This window comes from Halospeciosus flavus, from assembly GCF_029814175.1.
Lineage (GTDB): Archaea > Halobacteriota > Halobacteria > Halobacteriales > Halobacteriaceae > Halospeciosus > Halospeciosus flavus.
The window spans coordinates 2,315,872-2,334,551 of sequence record NZ_CP122312.1; the positions used below are offsets into that span (position 1 = coordinate 2,315,872).

26 protein-coding genes and 1 tRNA gene are annotated in these 18,680 nt (G+C 67.4%); 13 read left to right on the forward strand and 14 right to left on the reverse strand.

Annotated elements, in window-relative coordinates:
* Nucleotides 1-25: 25 nt before the first annotated feature.
* Together P0Y33_RS12130 and P0Y33_RS12135 are read left to right on the forward strand one after the other, a co-directional pair.
* Nucleotides 26-394: a universal stress protein gene (locus P0Y33_RS12130; protein ID WP_279527658.1), complete on the forward strand. Its 369-nt coding sequence runs from the start codon at nucleotides 26-28 to the stop codon at nucleotides 392-394.
* Complete coding sequence (locus P0Y33_RS12135; protein ID WP_279527659.1) at nucleotides 391-936, forward strand: GNAT family N-acetyltransferase; 546 nt, start codon at nucleotides 391-393, stop codon at nucleotides 934-936. The genes P0Y33_RS12130 and P0Y33_RS12135 overlap by 4 nt, the downstream gene beginning before the upstream one ends.
* 56 nt (nucleotides 937-992) lie before the next feature.
* Here the strand turns inward: P0Y33_RS12135 and P0Y33_RS12140 are convergent, their stop codons facing one another.
* Entirely contained in the window at nucleotides 993-1,436 is a 444-nt protein-coding gene (locus P0Y33_RS12140) for a universal stress protein (RefSeq protein ID WP_279527660.1), read from the reverse strand.
* A gap of 73 nt (nucleotides 1,437-1,509) precedes the next feature.
* On the opposite strand from P0Y33_RS12140, the gene P0Y33_RS12145 reads away from it, so the two are divergent.
* Together P0Y33_RS12145 and P0Y33_RS12150 are read left to right on the forward strand one after the other, a co-directional pair.
* Entirely contained in the window at nucleotides 1,510-1,974 is a 465-nt protein-coding gene (locus tag P0Y33_RS12145; protein ID WP_279527661.1) for a universal stress protein, read from the forward strand.
* A 48-nt stretch (nucleotides 1,975-2,022) separates the two neighbouring features.
* Nucleotides 2,023-3,159: a DHH family phosphoesterase gene (locus P0Y33_RS12150; protein ID WP_279527662.1), complete on the forward strand. Its 1,137-nt coding sequence runs from the start codon at nucleotides 2,023-2,025 to the stop codon at nucleotides 3,157-3,159.
* Nucleotides 3,160-3,186: 27 nt separating this feature from the next.
* Here the strand turns inward: P0Y33_RS12150 and P0Y33_RS12155 are convergent, their stop codons facing one another.
* The 3 genes from P0Y33_RS12155 to P0Y33_RS12165 all read right to left on the reverse strand — a co-directional run bounded on the left by P0Y33_RS12155 (nucleotide 3,187) and on the right by P0Y33_RS12165 (nucleotide 5,846).
* Nucleotides 3,187-3,630 carry a DUF5807 family protein gene (locus P0Y33_RS12155; RefSeq protein WP_279527663.1) on the reverse strand — a complete coding sequence of 148 codons (444 nt, stop codon included), beginning with the start codon at nucleotides 3,628-3,630 and terminating at the stop codon, nucleotides 3,187-3,189.
* A gap of 75 nt (nucleotides 3,631-3,705) precedes the next feature.
* Nucleotides 3,706-4,110: a 30S ribosomal protein S6e gene (locus P0Y33_RS12160; RefSeq protein ID WP_279527664.1), complete on the reverse strand. Its 405-nt coding sequence runs from the start codon at nucleotides 4,108-4,110 to the stop codon at nucleotides 3,706-3,708.
* A 245-nt stretch (nucleotides 4,111-4,355) separates the two neighbouring features.
* The gene (locus P0Y33_RS12165; protein WP_279527665.1) at nucleotides 4,356-5,846 is read right to left on the reverse strand and encodes an aldehyde dehydrogenase family protein; all 1,491 of its coding nucleotides are present in this window, start codon (nucleotides 5,844-5,846) and stop codon (nucleotides 4,356-4,358) included.
* Nucleotides 5,847-5,968: 122 nt separating this feature from the next.
* On the opposite strand from P0Y33_RS12165, the gene P0Y33_RS12170 reads away from it, so the two are divergent.
* Nucleotides 5,969-6,277, forward strand: a complete 309-nt coding sequence (locus P0Y33_RS12170; RefSeq protein ID WP_279527666.1) for a hypothetical protein — start codon at nucleotides 5,969-5,971, stop codon at nucleotides 6,275-6,277.
* Nucleotide 6,278: 1 nt separating this feature from the next.
* Here P0Y33_RS12170 and P0Y33_RS12175 read toward each other — a convergent pair whose 3' ends face one another.
* Nucleotides 6,279-6,926, reverse strand: coding sequence for a helix-turn-helix domain-containing protein (locus P0Y33_RS12175; RefSeq protein WP_279527667.1), 648 nt, complete (start codon nucleotides 6,924-6,926; stop codon nucleotides 6,279-6,281).
* Between the two features lie 247 nt (nucleotides 6,927-7,173).
* On the opposite strand from P0Y33_RS12175, the gene P0Y33_RS12180 reads away from it, so the two are divergent.
* The 3 genes from P0Y33_RS12180 (at nucleotide 7,174) to P0Y33_RS12190 (ending at nucleotide 9,494) form a co-directional block, all read left to right on the forward strand.
* Complete coding sequence (locus P0Y33_RS12180; protein WP_279527668.1) at nucleotides 7,174-8,406, forward strand: MBL fold metallo-hydrolase; 1,233 nt, start codon at nucleotides 7,174-7,176, stop codon at nucleotides 8,404-8,406.
* Nucleotides 8,407-8,651: 245 nt separating this feature from the next.
* On the forward strand, nucleotides 8,652-8,774 hold the full coding sequence (locus P0Y33_RS12185) for a hypothetical protein (protein ID WP_279527669.1): 123 nt from the start codon (nucleotides 8,652-8,654) through the stop codon (nucleotides 8,772-8,774).
* Nucleotides 8,775-8,807: 33 nt separating this feature from the next.
* Complete coding sequence (locus tag P0Y33_RS12190; RefSeq protein WP_279527670.1) at nucleotides 8,808-9,494, forward strand: DUF7119 family protein; 687 nt, start codon at nucleotides 8,808-8,810, stop codon at nucleotides 9,492-9,494.
* Here P0Y33_RS12190 and P0Y33_RS12195 read toward each other — a convergent pair.
* On the reverse strand, nucleotides 9,476-10,759 hold the full coding sequence (locus tag P0Y33_RS12195) for a M20/M25/M40 family metallo-hydrolase (protein WP_279527671.1): 1,284 nt from the start codon (nucleotides 10,757-10,759) through the stop codon (nucleotides 9,476-9,478). The genes P0Y33_RS12190 and P0Y33_RS12195 overlap by 19 nt on opposite strands.
* 94 nt (nucleotides 10,760-10,853) lie before the next feature.
* Between P0Y33_RS12195 and P0Y33_RS12200 the strand changes: the two genes are divergently transcribed.
* Nucleotides 10,854-10,927 (forward strand) — tRNA-Lys (locus P0Y33_RS12200).
* Nucleotides 10,928-11,086: 159 nt separating this feature from the next.
* Here the strand turns inward: P0Y33_RS12200 and P0Y33_RS12205 are convergent.
* Complete coding sequence (locus tag P0Y33_RS12205; RefSeq protein WP_279527672.1) at nucleotides 11,087-11,452, reverse strand: hypothetical protein; 366 nt, start codon at nucleotides 11,450-11,452, stop codon at nucleotides 11,087-11,089.
* 128 nt (nucleotides 11,453-11,580) lie between these two features.
* On the opposite strand from P0Y33_RS12205, the gene P0Y33_RS12210 reads away from it, so the two are divergent.
* Nucleotides 11,581-12,216, forward strand: a complete 636-nt coding sequence (locus P0Y33_RS12210) for a hypothetical protein (RefSeq protein WP_279527673.1) — start codon at nucleotides 11,581-11,583, stop codon at nucleotides 12,214-12,216.
* Nucleotides 12,217-12,232: 16 nt separating this feature from the next.
* Here the strand turns inward: P0Y33_RS12210 and P0Y33_RS12215 are convergent, their stop codons facing one another.
* Nucleotides 12,233-12,643 (reverse strand): hypothetical protein, encoded by a 411-nt coding sequence (locus P0Y33_RS12215; protein ID WP_279527674.1) that lies wholly within the window; start codon nucleotides 12,641-12,643, stop codon nucleotides 12,233-12,235.
* A gap of 77 nt (nucleotides 12,644-12,720) precedes the next feature.
* Between P0Y33_RS12215 and P0Y33_RS12220 the strand changes: the two genes are divergently transcribed.
* Nucleotides 12,721-12,930: a hypothetical protein gene (locus P0Y33_RS12220; RefSeq protein WP_279527675.1), complete on the forward strand. Its 210-nt coding sequence runs from the start codon at nucleotides 12,721-12,723 to the stop codon at nucleotides 12,928-12,930.
* Nucleotides 12,931-12,941: 11 nt separating this feature from the next.
* Here the strand turns inward: P0Y33_RS12220 and P0Y33_RS12225 are convergent, their stop codons facing one another.
* Nucleotides 12,942-13,739, reverse strand: a complete 798-nt coding sequence (locus P0Y33_RS12225) for a hypothetical protein (protein WP_279527676.1) — start codon at nucleotides 13,737-13,739, stop codon at nucleotides 12,942-12,944.
* A gap of 81 nt (nucleotides 13,740-13,820) precedes the next feature.
* Between P0Y33_RS12225 and P0Y33_RS12230 the strand changes: the two genes are divergently transcribed.
* Nucleotides 13,821-14,081 (forward strand): glutaredoxin family protein, encoded by a 261-nt coding sequence (locus P0Y33_RS12230; RefSeq protein WP_279527677.1) that lies wholly within the window; start codon nucleotides 13,821-13,823, stop codon nucleotides 14,079-14,081.
* A 7-nt stretch (nucleotides 14,082-14,088) separates the two neighbouring features.
* On the opposite strand, the gene P0Y33_RS12235 is transcribed toward P0Y33_RS12230, so the two are convergent.
* Genes P0Y33_RS12235 through P0Y33_RS12250 form a run of 4 tightly spaced genes read right to left on the reverse strand, consistent with a single transcriptional unit; the run spans nucleotide 14,089 to nucleotide 17,000 of the window.
* Complete coding sequence (locus P0Y33_RS12235) at nucleotides 14,089-14,301, reverse strand: hypothetical protein (protein WP_279527678.1); 213 nt, start codon at nucleotides 14,299-14,301, stop codon at nucleotides 14,089-14,091.
* A 34-nt stretch (nucleotides 14,302-14,335) separates the two neighbouring features.
* On the reverse strand, nucleotides 14,336-15,757 hold the full coding sequence (locus tag P0Y33_RS12240) for a cytochrome b (protein WP_279527679.1): 1,422 nt from the start codon (nucleotides 15,755-15,757) through the stop codon (nucleotides 14,336-14,338).
* 3 nt (nucleotides 15,758-15,760) lie between these two features.
* Entirely contained in the window at nucleotides 15,761-16,423 is a 663-nt protein-coding gene (locus tag P0Y33_RS12245; RefSeq protein ID WP_279527680.1) for a QcrA and Rieske domain-containing protein, read from the reverse strand.
* A gap of 1 nt (nucleotide 16,424) precedes the next feature.
* Nucleotides 16,425-17,000 carry a hypothetical protein gene (locus tag P0Y33_RS12250; protein ID WP_279527681.1) on the reverse strand — a complete coding sequence of 192 codons (576 nt, stop codon included), beginning with the start codon at nucleotides 16,998-17,000 and terminating at the stop codon, nucleotides 16,425-16,427.
* 199 nt (nucleotides 17,001-17,199) lie between these two features.
* On the opposite strand from P0Y33_RS12250, the gene P0Y33_RS12255 reads away from it, so the two are divergent.
* Nucleotides 17,200-17,904, forward strand: coding sequence for a plastocyanin/azurin family copper-binding protein (locus tag P0Y33_RS12255; protein WP_279527682.1), 705 nt, complete (start codon nucleotides 17,200-17,202; stop codon nucleotides 17,902-17,904).
* Nucleotides 17,905-18,018: 114 nt separating this feature from the next.
* Here P0Y33_RS12255 and P0Y33_RS12260 read toward each other — a convergent pair whose 3' ends face one another.
* Entirely contained in the window at nucleotides 18,019-18,663 is a 645-nt protein-coding gene (locus P0Y33_RS12260) for a class I SAM-dependent methyltransferase (RefSeq protein ID WP_279527683.1), read from the reverse strand.
* Nucleotides 18,664-18,680: the final 17 nt, after the last annotated feature.

Consider the following 18,680-nt stretch of genomic DNA (forward strand, 5'->3'; position numbering starts at 1 on the left):
GCGCGGCGCGCGCAACGAAGCGCACATGAAGGTACTGCTCGGTATCGGGGGGACCGACGACTCGCTGGACGCCCTCGAGAAGACGATTGCGCGGGCGAAGGAAGCGGGCGACGACCTCACCGTGGCCGTACTCGAGAACCCCGAGAGCGACCGGACGCCCGAGGAGGTCGAGGCGGCGGTCGAGGCGGCGTTCGACGCCGCCGACTTCGAGGCGACCGTCCGCCACCTCTCGGGAGACCCCGGTAGTTCGCTGGTGGAGTTGGCCGAACGCGAGGAGTTCGAACAGATCGCGCTCGGCGGCGGTGAACGGAGTCCAATGGGGAAGATCCGCCTCGGGCCCGTCTCGGAGTTCGTCCTGTTGAACTCCCACGTCAGCGTCAAACTCGTCCGATGACTGGTGTCACAGAGTACCCCGACGAACCGGCGGGTCCGTTCCCCAAACCGCCGGTCGAGTTCACCGACGCCGAGGGCCGCGACGTCGAGGTCCGCGCCTACGAGGAGGGCGACTACGAGGACCTCGTCGAGATGTACGACGACTTCGACCCGGCCGACCGCGCGCAGGGTCTTCCCCCGGTCGGCGAGGACCGCATCCGGGACTGGCTCGACATCCTCCTCACCGGCGACGGCTACAACGTCGTCGCGTGGGACGACGGAGACGCCATCGGCCACGCCACGCTCGTCCCCGACGGCGAGGGTGGCTACGAACTCGCCATCTTCGTCCACCAGTCCCACCAGGGAGCGGGTATCGGGACGCGACTCATCGAGGGACTCCTCGGGCACGGCGCCGCTGGCGGCGCCGAGACGGTGTGGCTCACGGTCGAGCGCTGGAACAAACCCGCGGTCAGCCTCTACGAGAAGGTCGGCTTCGAGACGATGAGTTCGGAGAGCTTCGAGCTAGAGATGGCGATCCGTCTCGCCGGCGACTCCGACGAGTAGAGTACCCGGCCGTCGTCGCTCGTCGCTCGCTGCTCCGTCACCACCCCGTCGCCGGCTCACACCGACAGGACGGGCTGGCTCGCGTACAGCAGGACGTACTCGGCGGCCTTCTCCAGGACGTTCCCCGACCCGTCGAGGTCGGTGCTCCGCGGGACGACGATGAAGTCCGCGTCCACGTCGGCAGCCGCGTCGAGGGTGACGCTGCCGGGGTGGTGGAGCTTTCGCGTCGTCGAGAAGGCGTTGGCGGTCGACGTCGTGACGGCGACCCCCTCGGGGGCCAGCGCCTCGACGTCGGCGACGAACGCCTGGTGGTCCTCGGCGACGGCCGACTCGTCGACCTCGCCGGTCTCGATACCGCGAGCGACCGTCTCGCCGATGACGAACAGCGCGTGGATGTCGGCTCCGTAGCGGTCCGCGATGGCGGCCGCGTACTCGGCGGCGTGGGCCGACGCCTCGCTCCCGTCGACCGGGACGAGTACCGTCTCCACTTCGAGGCTCATGTTCGGACGTGCGCGAGCCGACGGTAAAAACGCTCCGTGTACGTTTATGTAGGCCGCGCCGGAACCCACAGGCATGATCGACACGGTCGTCATCGCCACCGACGGGTCGGAGAGCGTCGAGCGGGCGGTCGACGTGGCACTCGACCTCGCCGACCGCTTCGACGCGACCGTCCACGCACTCTACGTGATCGACGAGAGCGAGATCGAGAACGCCCCGGAGGACCTCCGCGAGGAACTCCACGACGCGCTCGAGGAACGCGCCGAGTCGGCCCTCGACACCGTCTCGACGAAGGCGTCCCGCGATGTCCACGCCGTCGTCCGGGAGGGGCGCCCGTCCTCGGAGATCACGAGCTACGCCCGCGACGTCGACGCCGACGTGGTCGCGACCGGGACGCGCGGTCGACACGGCGAGAACCGCTTCCTCGTCGGGAGCGTCGCCGAACGGGTCGTCCGGACCTGCCCGGTCCCCGTGTTGACGGTCCGGCAACTCGACGAGGACGAGACCCGGACCGGAGACGGCACCGGCCGAGTCGCGTAGCCGTACCCAACCGTCGCCTTCTTTGCGCGTCCGCTCGGCAGCCTAGCTATGGAAGAGCACGTTCTCGACGCCGAGACCCTCCCACTCGAACGGAAATCTCTCCTTCCGGGCCGGGGCTTCTTCGTCCCCGACGACGTCCGCGAAGCACAGGCCGACCAGGAGGCTCGCGAGCGCGCCGCGACGGCCGACGTCATCGTCGTCGCCGACGGAGACGCCGACGGGTTGGGCGCGACCGCCGTCATCGCCGAAGTGTTCGACGACGAGGAGGTCGCCCTGCTCACGGCGAGTCCGCACAACCTCGAAGACGGACTCCGCCGCGCCGCCGAGTACGGTCCCGAAGACGCCCACGTCTTCGTCTGCGACCTCTGTCCCGACGAGTACCGGTACGTCGAAGAGGAGTTGGAACTCCTCGTCGACCACGCCGGCGACGTCCAGTGGTTCGACCACCACCAGTGGAGCGACGAGGCCGCCGCCGCGGTCCGCGAGGCCGGCGTCGACCTCGTCGTCGGCGACTCCGACGAGGAGTGTACGGCCGACGTGGCCCTCCGCGCACTCGACGCCGAACACGACCTCCCCCGACACATCGTTGAACTCGCCGCCGTCACCCGCGACCACGACCTCTGGATCAAGGAGGACCCACGCTCGGACGACCTGGCGGACTACTCGCGGTGGGTCGACGCGGAGGAGTACCTCGACGTCGTCCGCGAACACGGCCCGGACCTCCCCGAGACCGCCCGCGAGTTCCTCGCGGAGCGCCGCGAGGAGAAGGAGGCCCTCATCGAGAAGGCCGTCGAGCGCGCGTCCATCAAGGAAGTGAACGGCGTCACCGTCGGCGTCACCTACGGCCGGTGTTCGCAGAACGAGGTGGCCGAGGAACTCCGCCAACGCGGCGCCGACGCGGCCGTCGTCGTCAAGCCCGCCGGGAGCGCGAGCATCCGCGGGAGCGAGGACTTCGAGCGCTGCCACGAAGTCGCCGACCAGGTGAACGGCGGCGGCCACCCCCGCGCCGCCGGCTGTAAGCCCCGTATCTACGACGACATGATGGACTACGCCCACCACTGGACGACCCAGGGCGCGGTCACGAAGCAGGTCATCCTCGACGGTTTCCGTAACCTCCCGGAAACGGAAGAGAGCGAGGAAGCCGCCGAGAGTGAAGAAGAGACCGACGAAGAGAGCGAAGAGTAGCGCGTCGAACGGGTCCGATTTCGGTCTCTACTCTTCGACGACCCAGCGGTCGGAGTAGGCCTCGCCGCAGTCGCAGTAGGCGTAGGCGTGGACGACCGGTCCTTCGGCGTAGAGCCCGCCGACTTCCTCGTTCTGTTCCTCGGCGAAGGCGAAGACGTAGCGGACGCCGTGTTCGGACTCGTCTTCGACCTCGGGGCGGGCCGGGCACTCGCCGCCGGAGAGGTCGTCGTCGATGTCGCCGTCGGTGTCCATCGCGGACTGGGCGAACTGCATCGCCTCCACCCCGGTGACCTGCTGGAACACCGACCGGCCCTTCTCGCCGTCGACGACGAGGACGATTCCGTCGTCGGTCTCTTCACCGTACTCGGCCAGCGGGCCGAGGTCACCGACGACGTCCTCGGAGAGGAAGACTGCGACGTCGTCGGGTCGCTCACCCGACAGGAACGACTGGAAGCGCTCGCTCACGTTCATACTCGAACAAAGAGGTTCGCGCTGAAAAGGGACCCGCTCCGGGTCGGAACGGGCGACTCCCGGGAGCGAGTAGAGTTACTCGCTCTCTTCTTCGCCGCCTTCGCCGAGGAGGTCCTCGACGGACTCCTCGCCGTACTCGACGATCTTCACGTTGAGCTGTGCCGTCACGTCGGCGACCTCGCGGCCGCGGACGGAGACACGCTTGCGCTCGCCGTCACGGGACGGCGTGTAGCCCGTCCCGCCGGTGAGCAGACGGTCCGCGAGACCGGTCCCCGGGACGTCTTCGCGCATGGGACGACCGGCCGCGTCGGAGCCGCCGGTGATTTCGAGCGTGTACCCGTCGGTCAGTCCAACGGCGCCACCGTCGACCTCGTCGCCGATTTCCCGACCGATGAAGCGATTGGCGTCCTGTCCTTCGACTTCGACCTGGTAGGACCGACCCTCCTCGGGGTCGGCTACCACGACGTCAAACGTAGCCATGTACGAGGAAAGTCGGAGAAGGGCCAAAAGTGCGTCGAAACGCGGTGTGTCCCGGTGGCGTCGACGTCGACGCGCCGGCGTCTCCCTCGTGCTGACGACACCGGGGCACTCCGGCGGACAGGCGGCGCGCTCCCTCCCGCAGACGGGTGCGCCGCACTCACCGAATCCGCCCGTCAGCGGCCGTCGTCACTGCACGCCCCGTGTTGGGCCCGTTTTAGTACTCGAACCTTCGCACACTGCGCCCCTCAGAAGGGGTACTCGCGGGGTTCGTGCTGGACGGAGATCCACTTCGTCTCCGTGATCTCTCGGAGGAACGCCTCGCTGTTGTAGTGGCCCATTCCGGAGGCGCCGATGCCGCCGAACGGGACGTGGGCCTCGTCGTTGATAGGCTGGTCGCCGATGTGGACGTGACCCGTCTCCATGCGGTCGGCGATCTCCTTCGCGACGCCGAGGTCGCCCGCGTGGACCGAACCGGAGAGCCCGTACTCGGTGTCGTTGGCGAGTTCGACCGCCTCGTCGACGTCCGAGAAGGGGACGACCGGGGCGATGGGGCCGAAGTGCTCGTTGCACGCCGCGGCCATGTCGTTCGTCACGTCGGAGAGGACGGTGGGTTCGACGACGAGCGAGTCGTCCACTCCGTCCAGGTCGACCGTCCCGCCGCCGGTCTCGAGGGTCGCGCCGGCGTCGAGGGTCTCCTCGACGTACTCGAGCATCTCGTCGCGCTGTGACTCGTCGACGATGGGGCCGACCACGGTCTCGTCGTCGTGGGCACTCCCCGTGGGCAGGTCGGCCGCGCGTTCGGCGAGGCGTTCGACGTACTCGTCGTAGACGTCTTCGTGGACGAGGTGGCGGTTGATGGAGATACACACCTGACCCTGGTGGACGAACGAACCGAACACGGCGGCGTCGACGGCGCGGTCGAGGTCGGCGTCGGCGGTGACGACGTGGGCGTTGTTGCCGCCGAGTTCCATCGCGGGCGTCGCGAGGTTCTCCGCGGCGGTCGCGGCGACCTGGCGGCCGACGGGCGTCGACCCGGTGAACGCGACGACGTCGCTCTCGGGGTGGCCGGCGACCCGGTCGCCGATGTCCGACCCGCGGCCGGTGACGACGTTCAGGACACCGTCCGGGACGCCAGCCTCCTCGAACAGTTTCGCGAGGAGGAGACCGCCAGTGATGGGCGTGTTCGTCGCGGGCTTGAGGACGACCGTGTTCCCCGCGGCGATGGCGGGCGCGACGGCGCGCATCGAGAGGTTGAGCGGGAAGTTCCACGGTGAGATGACCGTGACCACGCCCTTCGGTTCGCGCTGGACGACGTGTTCCTTCCCGGGGACGTTCGAGTCGGCGTGTTCGCCCTTCATCCGTCGGGGGAGCGTCGCCGCCTCGGCGGCCTGGTCGGCAGCGAGGTCGACCGACGTCTCGCCCATGATGTGCGTCCCACCGGCCTCGTGGGCGAGCAGGTCGTCGATCGCTTCGCGGTGCTCGTCGAGGAGCGACTCGACGCGCTGGACGACCTCCCGGCGTCGGGCGGGCGGGGCGTCGGCCCACTCAGTCTGTGCGTCGGCCGCGGCCTCGTAGGCGGCGTCGACGTCCGCCTCGTTTCCCGCGGGGACCGTCGCGACCTCCTCGCGCGTCGAGGGGTCCGTGACCGGGATGTACTCGTCGCTCACGGACGGCACCCACTCCCCGTCGATGTACAGGTAACTCCAGTCGGCGTCGATGGCGAGTTCCGGGGTCATCGTGAACGCGTGTTCGGACGGACGACACAAAACCCCGGTGGCGCAGGCGCAGGTCGCGACGAACACCACGCTGAAGGGACCCAGCACTACACCCAAGGGTGGTGCAGCCGTAGTGTGGACCGATGTGTCCGGGATTCGACCGACGCGACCTCCGCGAGTCGCTCGCCGAGACCTTCGACGGGTCGCGGGCCGAGCGTCGCGTCGTCGCCCGCGCGGCCGGTGACCTGGCGGACTCGGGGCAGTACGAGCGACACACGGGTACCGAACTCACGGTCGAGACGGTCGTCGACAACCTCCGCGACGCACCTGCACCGGACCGTGCCGCGGCGGACGGCGGCGTCGCGACGCGGTGGAACTGGTGGATGGGGTCGTTGGAACTCGCCTTCGGTGGGTACGAACGGTTCCGAGTCTACGGGTGGACCGCGGAGTGACCTACGCCGAGGGGAGGTGGAAGTAGTCGTGGAGACAGTTGCGTATCGCACGGTTCAAGCGCTGTGAGACCGCTTGCTGAGAGATACCGAGTTCGTCGCCGAGGTCGGTGAGCGTCGTCTGTTTCGGGATGTCGAAGTACCCCGCGTCGAGTGCGAGCAACAGCGCCTCGCGTTGCTCGTCGGTCAGACTCGTCGTCCGGTGGGCACAGCCGGCCTCCGACTCGATCTGGTCGACGTCGAAGTCGATCCCGAGGTCGCGACACCGGTCGTGGAAGGCGAGGAGGTCGTCGCGGTCGGGGAACCGGAGGACGAACCTCCACTCGCCGCCGTCCACGGAGCCGTCGAGGACGACCGCGTTCGTCTCCGCGGTGGCGGCGACGAACTCGTCGGCCTGGTGGTCCCACTGGAGGGAGTACTGGGCGGACTCGTCGCTCTCGCAGACCGTCCGGAGTCCATCCACCTGGTCGTGCTCGCGGACTCGGGTCTCGAAGCGCTCGCGCTCGTCGCCGTGCACCCAGAACAGGGTGAACGGGGCCTGGTAGCCGGGGACGACGTTGGCGAGTTGGACGCGGACGTCGGCGTCAGTAGAGGCGATACGGCCGAACTGGAACTCGTCGGGGGCGATGGAGAGGGAGAGTACGACGCACATAGAGTTGGTGAGTGTCGGTGGTCAGATGGAACGATCGGGGGGAATCGCGTGCGGGCGTCGGATCGTCGTCGGTTATTAAGAGGTGGTCTACGGTGGAAAGCAATGTCTATTGTATATACAATTCACTTATACCTCGCAGTGGCACGGCGACCCAGGGGCGACGAGAGCGCGGGTGGGGAGGTGACTTGGACGGAGGCGTCCGCGTGCGACCGGTGGAGGGAAACACGCCGAGACGGTAGAGACGACAATGAATCTCCAGTTCCTGGGCGGTGCTCGGGAGGTGGGTCGAAGCGCGGTCCTCGTGAACGACTCTCTCCTGCTCGACTTCGGAATCCTGACGGGCAACCCACCGCGGTTCCCCGTCGACACGCCGGAGGCCGACGCGGTCGTCGTCTCGCACGGCCACCTCGACCACGTCGGGACCATTCCGTCGTTACTCTCGGGCGACAATCGCCCGCCGATTCACTGGACACCGCCGACGTACGAGTTGGCGCTGACGCTCGCGCGCGACACGCTCAAACTGCACGGCGGGTCGCTCAACTGTCCGTTCACGGAGAACGACGTGAAGCGCGTCACCGAGGTCTCGCAGACGCACGGCTACCGCGAGACGTTCGAGGCGGCGGGCCACGAAGTGACGTTCTTCGACGCCGGCCACATTCCCGGGAGCGCGCACGTCCTCGTCGACGACGGCGACACTCGACTCCTCTACACCGGCGACTTCCACACCGAGGACCAGCGTCTGGTGGCGGGAACGACTGCACGACCCGAGGCAGACATCGTTATCTGCGAGAGTACCTACTCCGACGTCGAACACGAGGAGCGAGTCGACGTCGAGGAGCGATTCGTCCGGAGCGTCGAGACGACGCTCTGGGACGGTGGAACGGTCGTCGTCCCAGCCTTCGCCATCGGCCGAACGCAGGAGATGATGCTCGTCTGCGAGGAGTACGACATCCCCTGTTACGTCGACGGAATGGGCAAGCAGGTGACCGAGATGCTCCGCCAGTACCCGGAGTTCATCCGCGACGCCGACGCACTCCAGCGTGCGACGTCCCACGCGCGGTTCGTGACCGGGCGTGACGGCCAGCGCAAGAGGATTACCGACCAGAAAGCGGCCATCATCACCACCAGCGGCATGCTCTCCGGTGGCCCCGCGATGACCTACATCCCCGAGATTCGCTCGAACCCGACGAACAAGATCGCGATGACCGGCTACCAGGTCGAAGGAACTCCCGGGAGGGACCTCCTGGAGACCGGGAGCGCGGAGATCGACGGCCGCGTGATGCCGATCAGTGCCCAGGTCGAGCAGTACGACTTCTCCGCGCACGCCGACCACGACGGACTGCGGGAGTTCCTCGACGACTATCGCGACGCCGAGGTCCTCGTCAACCACGGCGACCGCTGCGAGGCGTTCGCCGCGGAGTTACGCGACGACGGCTACGTCGTGTCCGCACCCGGTGCCGGTAACGTCGTCACCGTTTGAGGACTGGTCCACGGCACGAGTCGAGCGGTGGACCGTCACCGGAAATCGACCACATATCGGAAAGTATTGCCCCTATCCACGTTCTCGCGTCGAGAGCGGCAGGGAAAGAGGCAACACCCGCCAGTTTCGGCTAGCGCGGGCGGGTGTTGCTCGCGGAGGTGGCCTTAAACGTGAGTACACCGTTGAGTGAACACGATGACTGAACGGACTATCGACCGGACGCCAGCAACCCTGGAGGTCGAGGCATGACTGCGGAAGTCGAGACCGAGGAGACCGAGCGCGACGACGCGCACCTCGACGACGTCGAACCCGGCGCGGGGTGCACCGAGATCTGGGAGCACCTCTCCGAAGAGCGCGACGAGGAGTAGCACCTTTATGCGGACCCACACGTACCGCACAGCATGACGGACGGTCCAGCGGACGACGGGCCCCTCGGCGAACCACCGACCGACCGGAAATCGCCAGTCGGCGAACCGGTCATCCGTGGCGACGAACGTGTTACAGGTGAGCACGCCGAGCGTGCGGTCCGCTTCGATCCCAACGACCCCGAGAGCGTCGAGCGCGCGGCACAGACAGTGTACGACTTCGCGAACGGCAACCTCGGCGAGGACCGCTTCTACATGCTCCGCGGCGCCGCCGCCTGCGCCGCACTGGTCCGCGCCGAGGGGTCGTACAAGGCCGCGGCCGAACGCGCCGGCGACGGAGTCACTGTCTCTTTCATTCGGAAGTGGGCCCGCGTCCACGACCTGCCCCGGCCCGTCCGCCGACACGTCGCGCTCGGACACATCCCGCCGACCGCCGCCAAGCACATCGCCCGCGTCGGCGGCGAGGCCCGGTACCAACTCGCGTGGGCCGTCATCGACAACGACCTCACGGTCAGGGAAGTCCGGACTATCGCCAGCGAGATCAACGACGGGCGCGACCTCAACGACGCGCTCGAAGAACGGGGCGTGACGCCGGGCGAACTCGACGTCGTGCTCCCGACCGAAGTGTACCGCGAACTCCGACGTGAAGCGGTCCTCGAAGACGCCTCGCCCAGCGCAATCGTCGCCGACGCGCTCCGCGAACGCTACGCCGACGAGAGGTAACGCCGCGTCGCGTCCGCGAGGACGTCGACTGCCGTCAGGACGTCGTCCCACTGGATCGTCTCGTCGGGGAAGTGCGCCTGGTCGATACTCCCCGCACCGAAGATTACCGTCGGAATCCCCGCCTCGATGTAGTGGCGAGCGTCCGCGCCGTAGGTGACCCCCTCGGGTTCGGTCCCGGGACACCCGAGCGCGTCCATCGCGTCCTGGACGGCGTCGACGACCGGTTCGTCGGGGTCGATCTCCGAGGGTTCGAACTGGACGGAGAAGCGCTCGAACGTCGGCGGGTGGGCCGCGAGCCACTCGTCGTCGGCGACGACCTCGGCGAGACGGTCCTCGAACTGTGCTTCGACCTCGTCGACGGTCTCACCGGGTGCGACGCCGATCCTGACCTCGGCGACGAGTGACTCGGGCACCGTCGACGCCCAGTTCCCCGCCCGGACCGTCCCGAAGACGACGGGCCACCGGGACGGGTAGTCGTCGTAGAGCGGGTGGGTGACGTCGTCGTGTCGTTCCTGCTCCAGCGTCTCGAAGGCGCGGCGGATCGCCTCGAACCGAGGGAGGACGTCCTCGCCACGCCACGCCGTCGCCGCGTGGGCCGACCGCCCGGTGAGTTCGAGGCGCTTCATCACCGACCCCTCCGTGGCGACCACAGGTCGGAGTTCGGTCGGTTCGGTGACGACCGCGGCGTCCCGCTCGAAGGGGTAGGGGTTGTCCATCGCCGCCGCGGCCGCCCCGATACCGCCCTCCTCCTCGCCGGCGACGCCCTCGACGACGATGCGTCCGTCCAGTCCCGACGCTTCGGCGCGTTCGGCCGCCGCGAGCGCCGCGAACACGGCGGTCGCCACGCCGGACTTCATGTCCGCGGCGCCGCGGGCGACGAGTTCGGCTCCCTCGTCTGTCTCGTGCCACGTCGGCTCGAACGGCGGCGACGACCAGTTCTCGGCTTCGGCCGGGACGACGTCGACGTGTCCCATCAGGACGAGAGTCTTCCCCGCATCTGGGTCGCCGAACTCCAGTACGCCGCCGACGCTCGGGCGGTCGACCACGTCGATGTCGGCAGGGTCGTCGGGGAAGGAGGGGTGCTCGGCGAGGCGAGCGGCGTCCGCGGCCCACCGGTAGGTGTCGAAGCCGAGGTCGTCGAGGCGACCGTCGAGCCACTCGACGGCCGGTCCTTCGCTCCCGGGCGTCGTCTCGAAGGCAAGCAGGTCGTCGACGAACGAGCGCATCTCCGCGTCGTACTCCGACGCGGCACTGTCGGCGGTCATACGGGTCGTGTCGTCCGATTCGAGCGTAAGGGTTCTGGTCCGACGGCGGGGCGGATGAAAAGTGTTTAAACGACGGCGGACGGAGTACGGATGAGGGCCGATAGCTCAGCCTGGCAGAGCGTCTGGCTTTTAACCAGACGGTCGGGGGTTCAAATCCCTCTCGGCCCGTTTTCTGTCGCGGAGCGACGAAAACGGCCAAGGGATTTGGACTAGACCGAGGTTCCGCGCGGAGCGCGGGTTCTCGGGCGTAGTTCGAATCCCGGAGCGACTTCACCGCTCCGACCCACGGCCCGCTTCTGCGAGAACCGACGCCGCGTAGCCCCGACGCTACTCCATACGCTTCCCACAGCGCGGGCAGTAGTGCGCTCGCGACAACACGGGGTGGACGAACCGGACGGCGAACTCGTGGCCGCAGTGCGGGCAGGTGTAGCGCGGCGCCGGTTTGATCCAGACGATGGGTTTCTCCTCGCCGCCCGGCGTCTTCTTCTCGACCTCGTCCTCGACGTAGAGGGCGTCGAGGAGCCTCCGCGCGAGTCTCCGCGGGACGTCGAGGAGACTGGCGACCTCGGTCGTCGTGTACGGTTCGAGCGGGTCCATCGCCTCCAGTGCGACCGTCGGGTCGGGTTCGCCGTCCCCGTCGGTTTCGCCGGTCTCGTTTGTCTCGTCCGTCTCGTCGGCCCCGTCGCGAGTCATACCCGAGGTGTCGGGCACCTCGTGGTTAAACCCTCTCACCACACCTCGCGGGCACCACGTCGAGGCACTCCTGTACCGGAGCGGCCGCCACGCGCGACTTATGTACCTCGGTCGGCTAGGCACACCGAATGCCGGACTGCGACTACTGCGGGACGTCCCTCGACGACGAGGACGCCTACCTCGACCACCTCGGAGCCGAACACGACGACGAACTCGGCCGAATCGAGCGCCGTCGCGTCGACGAGCACCGCGCGGCCGTCGAGGAGACGCGCCGGAAGCGCTACAACCTCGCACTCGGGTTGTTCCTCGCCATCGGGGTCGGTCTCCTCGCCGGCGGGGCGTACTTCTTCCTCGCCGGGGGCGGCGGTGGCACGGCGAACGCCGCCGGTTCGGGTGGCTCGGCCCCGCACGCGTACGGGTCGGTCCACTGGCACGGACAGATTGAGGTCGTCGTCGACGGCCACCACGTCGACTTCTCGAAGGACCGCTACCAGGTGCAGGACAAGTACTTCCACTTCGAGAACGGGAACGGCGAGCGCTGGCACGTCCACGGGAAGGGCGTCACCCTCGCGTACGGACTCGACACGCTCGGAATCGACGTCACGAACTCGAGTGTGACCTACGACGGGACCACGTACCGCGAGTCCGACCCCGGGACGAACGTCACGGTGACGGTGAACGGCGACCCCGTCGCACCGCGCTCCCACGTGCTCCAGGACGGCGACACCGTCCGCGTCGTCGTCGAGCAGAACGAGTCGGCCTGAGTCGCGGCCCGCCGACTCACTCCCGAACGTCGTCGATTTCTACTCCGTCCGGACGGACCGTGACCTGAACGACTGCGAGTGACGGCGTGTTCTCGACCGTCCGGGTCGTCGCCGGCCCGCCGTCGACCGACGCGGCGACGCGGAACGTCTCGGTCCCCCGAGAGGCGCTCGCGGCCGGGAGAGCGTCGGGGAACGAGACCCACTCGTCGGCGGCGAGGTCGACCCGCTCGGAGAGGTGCGTCGGCCCGTCGACCGTCCGCGCGGACACCGTGACCGTGTGCGGCGCCGCGTCGGCGTTGTGGACCGCGACGTCGGCCGGTTCGTCCGCAGTGAGCGTCGAACACCCGGCCAGCGTCGAGACCGTCGCAGCGACGCCACAGAGGAACGAACGCCGACGCGATCGCGAGAGGGAGCGACGAGGAACCACGTCGAGACACCGCGGACGCCGGGCAGATAGTCGTTCCGTTCCGGTAGGATTAGGAGTCGGGCGTCGAACACTCGTGTATGAACCTCGACCTCGACTCCCTCGACACGCTGGACGTGCTCGCCGTCCCGACCGGTATCTTCGTGGCGCTCGTGGGTCTCGCGACCCTCGCGGGGACGCCGTGGACCTACGAGACCAGCACCGTCGCCGCCATCGGGCAGATTCTCGGGGCCGTCGGCGCCGTCGTCCTCGGACTCGCGCTGGCCTGGTTCGTCTTCACCACCGAGTGAGGGTAGGCGTCTCAGTACCGCGGTGGCAGGAAGGCCAACATCACCAGGAGGACGGCGGCGAGACCGCTGATGATGGAGATTCCCCACAGCCCGTTCGTCCGCTCGTGGAAGTACCGCTGATTCTCGACTTCTTGCTGGTAGACGCCGAACTCGTCGGTCAGGACGACGACGTTCTCGCTGGGGAAGTGTGCGAGGTACGTCTTCCCGGAGAGCGTGGTGTTCTCCCCCTGGGAGAACGTGACGGTGGTCGTCCGCTCGCCGACCCACTCGAGGGTCACGACCTCCGCCTCGATAGTGGCGACCGTCGTGGAGTGGTTCTGGTAGTCGAGCGTGTCGCCCTCCTCGAACGTGTGAGTCGTCGGTTCCGGGAGGTACTCGTCGCGGGGGACGAGCGTCCGGTTGTCGCCGCCGTTCTCCTCGACCACGACGTAGACGGTGCCGTTGACCGTCACCGTCGGTTCGTCGATGGTCTGGACCTCGCGGAGTGTGAACTGTGACGGGTCGGACCCGTTGGGAATCGTGACGTTGTACGTCTCTCCCTGGTAGGTCACCTGCTGTCCACGCTTCAACTGGGCCGTGTAGCGGTAGGACTCGTTCGTGTGCGCGGCCGTCGCCGACCCGCCGCCGACTTTCGTCAGCGAGTACGTCTTCCCGCCGACGGAGAAGGTGTCGCCTCGCTGGAGTTGGTGGTCGACACTGGCCTCGTCGACGGTGATCGGGGGTGAGGACGTCGTCGCGACGAGCGCGTAGGACCCGGCCGAGAGGACGAGGAAGAATGCGACAGAGATTGCCACGGCGCGTCGTTGCATACCAGTGGCGACGAAATCCCTGCGTATAATAGTTACTCTGAGGAGGAAGGGATAACCGACCACCGCCCCTACGATCGACCGATGAGCGACCCCGTCCGCGTGACGATCTACTCCCGCGAGGTCTGCCCCCTCTGCGAGGAGGCGAAGGAGACCGTCGACGCCGTCGTCGAGCGGGTCGAGGCGGACGCGACCGTCGAAGAGGTCGACGTCGACACCGACCCCGACCTCCGAGAACAGTACGGCGAGCGCGTCCCCTACGTGTTCGTCGACGGGACACCGAAGTTCAAGTTTCGTGTGGACGCTCGCGAACTAGAGCGAGCGATCACCGACGCGGCGGAGTAGCGGCCCGCTACGGTTCGTCGGACGGGTCCTCGTCCGACTTCTCGTCGACGTCGACGAACGCCGTCGCGACACCGACGAGGACTCCCAGGATCCCCAGGACGAGTGAGTACTCGGGGAGGACGTCGGGGAGCAACGCGAGCGTCAACAGCAGGAGACCGACGAGTTTGCTCACGCGGTCGAGGTAGAAGTAGACGCGCGACGAGACGGTGAAAACGGCCATGTGAGGGGTGGAGAAGAGAAGAAGTGACCAGCGTTCAGTCGTCCGATTCGGTGAGTCCGGCCGCGGCGTGGCTCGGGTCGACCGTGTTCTCACGCTCCTTCCGCCGCTTGAGGAGCCAGTAGGTGAGGAATCCCCAGACGACCGGAACGACGATCATCGACAACTGGAGCGGGAGTTGCAGTTTCCCGGAGGGGATACCGGTGATGGTCGCGACGATGTTGTTCATCCCGGCCAGCGACGCCATCATGATGTGGGCGATGCCCGCGACGGCGACGGCGGTCGGGACGGGGCGTCGGATCGGGTCAGCCGTGAAGTGGACCTCTTTCGAGGAGTAGTCGATGAACGGCCAGAGGACGAGGACCGTCCCGACGATACCGGGGATGAGGACCCCACCGAAGAACTCGGCGAGACTGACCCCACCGAGGAGTTCGGAGAGCCCGAAGTAGTAGCTCGGCACCATCTTCAGGTAGCCGAACGTCCAGAGGAGGAACCAGTCCGGCCCGACGCCCGCGGGCGTCGTCGTCGGGTCGGACGGCCCGAAGACGGCGATCCGCTGGAGCGGGAGGAAGCCGGCGAGGAACGAGAGGACCCCGAGTGTCATGAAGAAGACGACGAGGGTCACGTACGTCTGGTTGGGGACGAGCGGCGTCCCGACGACCACGCTCTGGTCGTCCTTCGGCGGGTCGTGTGGCTCACGAGCGCCGGCCTGCTCGGTGTGCTTCTGCCGGACGAGCAGGAACATGTGCACGCCGACGAGTCCCGCGATGACGAGTGGGACGAGGAAGACGTGCAGGAAGAACAGCCGCGGGATGACCGCGGACGCGCCGGTGGGCCACTCGCCGCCGAAGACGAGCATCACGATTTCGTGGCCGATGAACGGGACGGACCCCGCGATTTCGAGGGTGATACTCGTCGCCGTCGCGGAGAACTCGTCGAACGGGAGCGCGTAGCCGAACACACCCTCGAGTAGCGAGATGAAGAGGATGGACGCGCCGACCATCCAGTTGATCTCGCGGGGGTTGCGGTAGGCGCCGCTGAAGAGGACGCGCAGCATGTGCAGCGTCATCGCGGCGATGAACAGGTACGACGCCCAGTGGTGGAGATAACGGACGAACATCCCGAAGCGGACGTCGTACGTGATCCTGAGGACGGACGCGAACGCGGCCGGCACCTCCTTGTTGTGGTACTTCGCGACCTGACCGATGTACTCGACGGGCGCGACCGCCGGGACGTACAGGAGCCCGAGGAACGTCCCGGTGAGGACGAGGATCGCGAAGGAGAACAGCGACACCTCGCCGAGCAGGAAGGAGGCGTACTCGTCTTCGGGGAACGCCTTCCCCAGGAACTTGTCCTGGACACCGAGTCGGTCGTCGAGCCAGTTGTACACCCGGCTGTTCGAGTAGTTGTCTGCCGATTCCTCGGTTTCTTCGGTATCGTCGCCGGTCATCGTACTCATTGGTTAGGGAGGTCCGAGCGGTGCTTCGAAGTGGCCCGTCGCTACGAGGAGCTGGCCGTCTTCGGTCGTTCCGATGGGCAGCTGCGGGAGCGGCTTCGACGCGGGACCGCCGACGACCTTCGCGCCCTGGAGTGGGTCGAACAGGCTGCCGTGACACGGACAGCTGAGGTTCTGGCCCTCTCGGCCGCTGACGATACACCCAGCGTGCGTACAGACGCCCGAGTACGCCGCGTAGCCCTGTACCGTGGAGTCGAGGTTCGTCGGCTTCTTGTAGGCGTCCTCGGAGTAGCGCACGAGGAGCGTCGTCGCGAGCTTCTTCTTGAGGGCGCCACCGCCCTCGGCCTCGGGGTAGACCGAGAGCTTCTCGCCCGACCCCTTCTCGAGGCGGCCGACCTTGACCGGGTTCCCGTCCTGGTCGACGAGGCGAGTGCCCTTCACGTAGATGTTCTTGTACGTGAGCTGTTCACCGCCCTCGACGCCGCCGGCCTTCCAGAGACCGGTCAGTCCGGTGACGGCGAAGCTCCCGACGGCGGCGGCGCCGCCGATGGCTGCGAAGAACTTCGCGGCGTTCCGTCGGGTCTCGACGAGCGTGTCGTCCGCGGGCCCGTCGTCGGACTCTTCGGAGGGCTGTTCGACTGCCTCAGAATTTTCGTTGGTACTCGACATGTTAGTGGCGTGCCTCCACGACGTCAATACTCGGTACGAAGTGCGCGTAGTAGAGCATCACCGTCTCGCCGAGCGAGAGCGTGAGGAGACCCGCGTACAGTCCGATGAACTGTGTGCGAGCCATCCCGAGCACCTCGCTGGCGAGCAACGATGCGAACGCGACGTCCAGCAGGGCGAAGATGCCGACGAGCCAGACGCCGCCGATACTCGCGGACGGCGTCCAGTACGCGACGACTTCCCGACCCTTCGTCAGGTACGGCGGGAGGTCGAGGTCCGCCGTCGCCTCGCCTTCGACCGCGTCACCTTCGCGACCGACCCGACGCAGGTAGCGCGTCGACAGCAGGAGTATCCCCATCAACGCGAACAGGGCGATCCAGGTGACGACGCCGGACCGATAGATACCCGTCTCGACCGGCATCGGCGCGAAGTGGCCGAGGGCGTTCAGTGACTCGTTCGGCATCGGCCTGAGGACGACCTCTTCGTGGTGTGCCATAGCACCGCTCGTCATCGCGACGTACCACACGGGGAGTACGACGAGACTGATGAGCAGCAAGATGATGGCCGTTTCCCGTCTCATGTTAGTTAACTCGTTTGTTACCCGCCGGTAGCAGACGTGCTGCCCGACGGAATTTCGGTAGGCGAAGGTTTGGACGTGATGTATAACGTTGTTTCGGTTCCGTGAGGGCAGCGGCGCCGTCGTGCCTGCCATCGTCACCCACGATTCGCAGCCCGCGACCGAAACACACTCAATATCGGCCGCACAACTCCCGACCAAGATGGACGACTCTACCCAGCGCTCCGAGCCACGCCTGGACCGCCGGCAGTTCCTCGCCGGCGCCACCGGTGTCGGAGCGGCGAGCGTCGGTCTCGGGTCGGGACTCGTCGGACGGGCGAGCGCCCAACAGGGAACGACACACAAGGTCGCGATGATCACCGAGGGGAGCGAGTACATCTTCGATCCCATCGGACTGTACATCGAGCCGGGCGACACGGTCCAGTTCTACATCGACTCCGGGGACCACTCCGCGACGGCCTACCACCCGAACAACCCCCGCGCGAGCACGCGTCGTATCCCCGAAGGGGCGGCGAACTTCGACAGCGGGACGCTCACGGAGAAGGGCGCCGCTTACGAGCACACCTTCGAGACGAAGGGGACCTACGACTACTACTGCATCCCCCACAAGACGCTCGGGATGGTCGGCCGCCTCGTCGTCGGCGAACCCGGCGGTCCCGCGACCGAGTCACCGATTCCCGACAAACCGGGGTCCGGCATCATGCCGCCCTCGGACAAGATCGTCGAGGAGAAGAAGATCTCCTACCCCTACGTCCCGGAGACCGGCGGTGGCTCGCTCCCGGGGCTCGCCCTCGGCGGCGCCGCGCTCTTCGCACTCGCGAACACGTACCTCCTCTCGGACTACGACGTCCGATCCGGCCGCTACAGCGAAGAAGAGTTCGAAGACGACACCGAGACCGGCCGCTGACACCCGACACACAACTATTTCTCGACACCGTCCGCGCGTCCACGGACGGGGACCGCCGCACAACGTACCTCGACTCCGGTCGACTGACCCTCGAAGGGTCGAGATCGACGGGCGCTATCGCGTTCGAGTGACCCCCACGAGGTAGGCCGGGGTCTCACCCCAGTCCCGTTCGAAGACCGTCTCGACGACGAAGTCGACGCGCCACCCGTCCGCGTCACGGAACCGTTCGCGTATCTCGCGTTTCGAGATTCCACCTTCGTACACCGGCCGGTCGTCGGGCCGGTGGTCACCGACGACGACGTAGCGGCCACCGGGACGGAGTACCGACGCGAGTTCGTCGACGAACCGCTCGCGCTCGAGTGCGCCGAAGACGTGGAACATCGCCGAGTCGACGACGGTGTCGAACTCCAGGCCGAGTTCGCCGAGTCGGAGGGCATCCCAGACGAGGAACTGCGCCGCACTCCCGCGAGCGTGTGCTTTCGCTCGCGCGCGCTGGATCGCCGACGGTGCGAAGTCGACTCCCAGGACGTCGTACCCGCGGTCGGCCAGGAACATCGCGAGTTCGCCGGTCCCGCAACCGACGTCGAGGACACGTCCACCGATGTAGCCCGCCGCTTCGAGAACGACGAACGGGGCCTGGGCGTAGCCGACGTCCCAGTTCGGTGACGGTCCCCGGTAGGACGCGTCGTACGCCCGGACCATCGGCCGGTTCAATGCCGCCCCTCGGCCCGACTGCGCTGCGGGACTACGACCGGACATCACCGGACTCCGTCGTT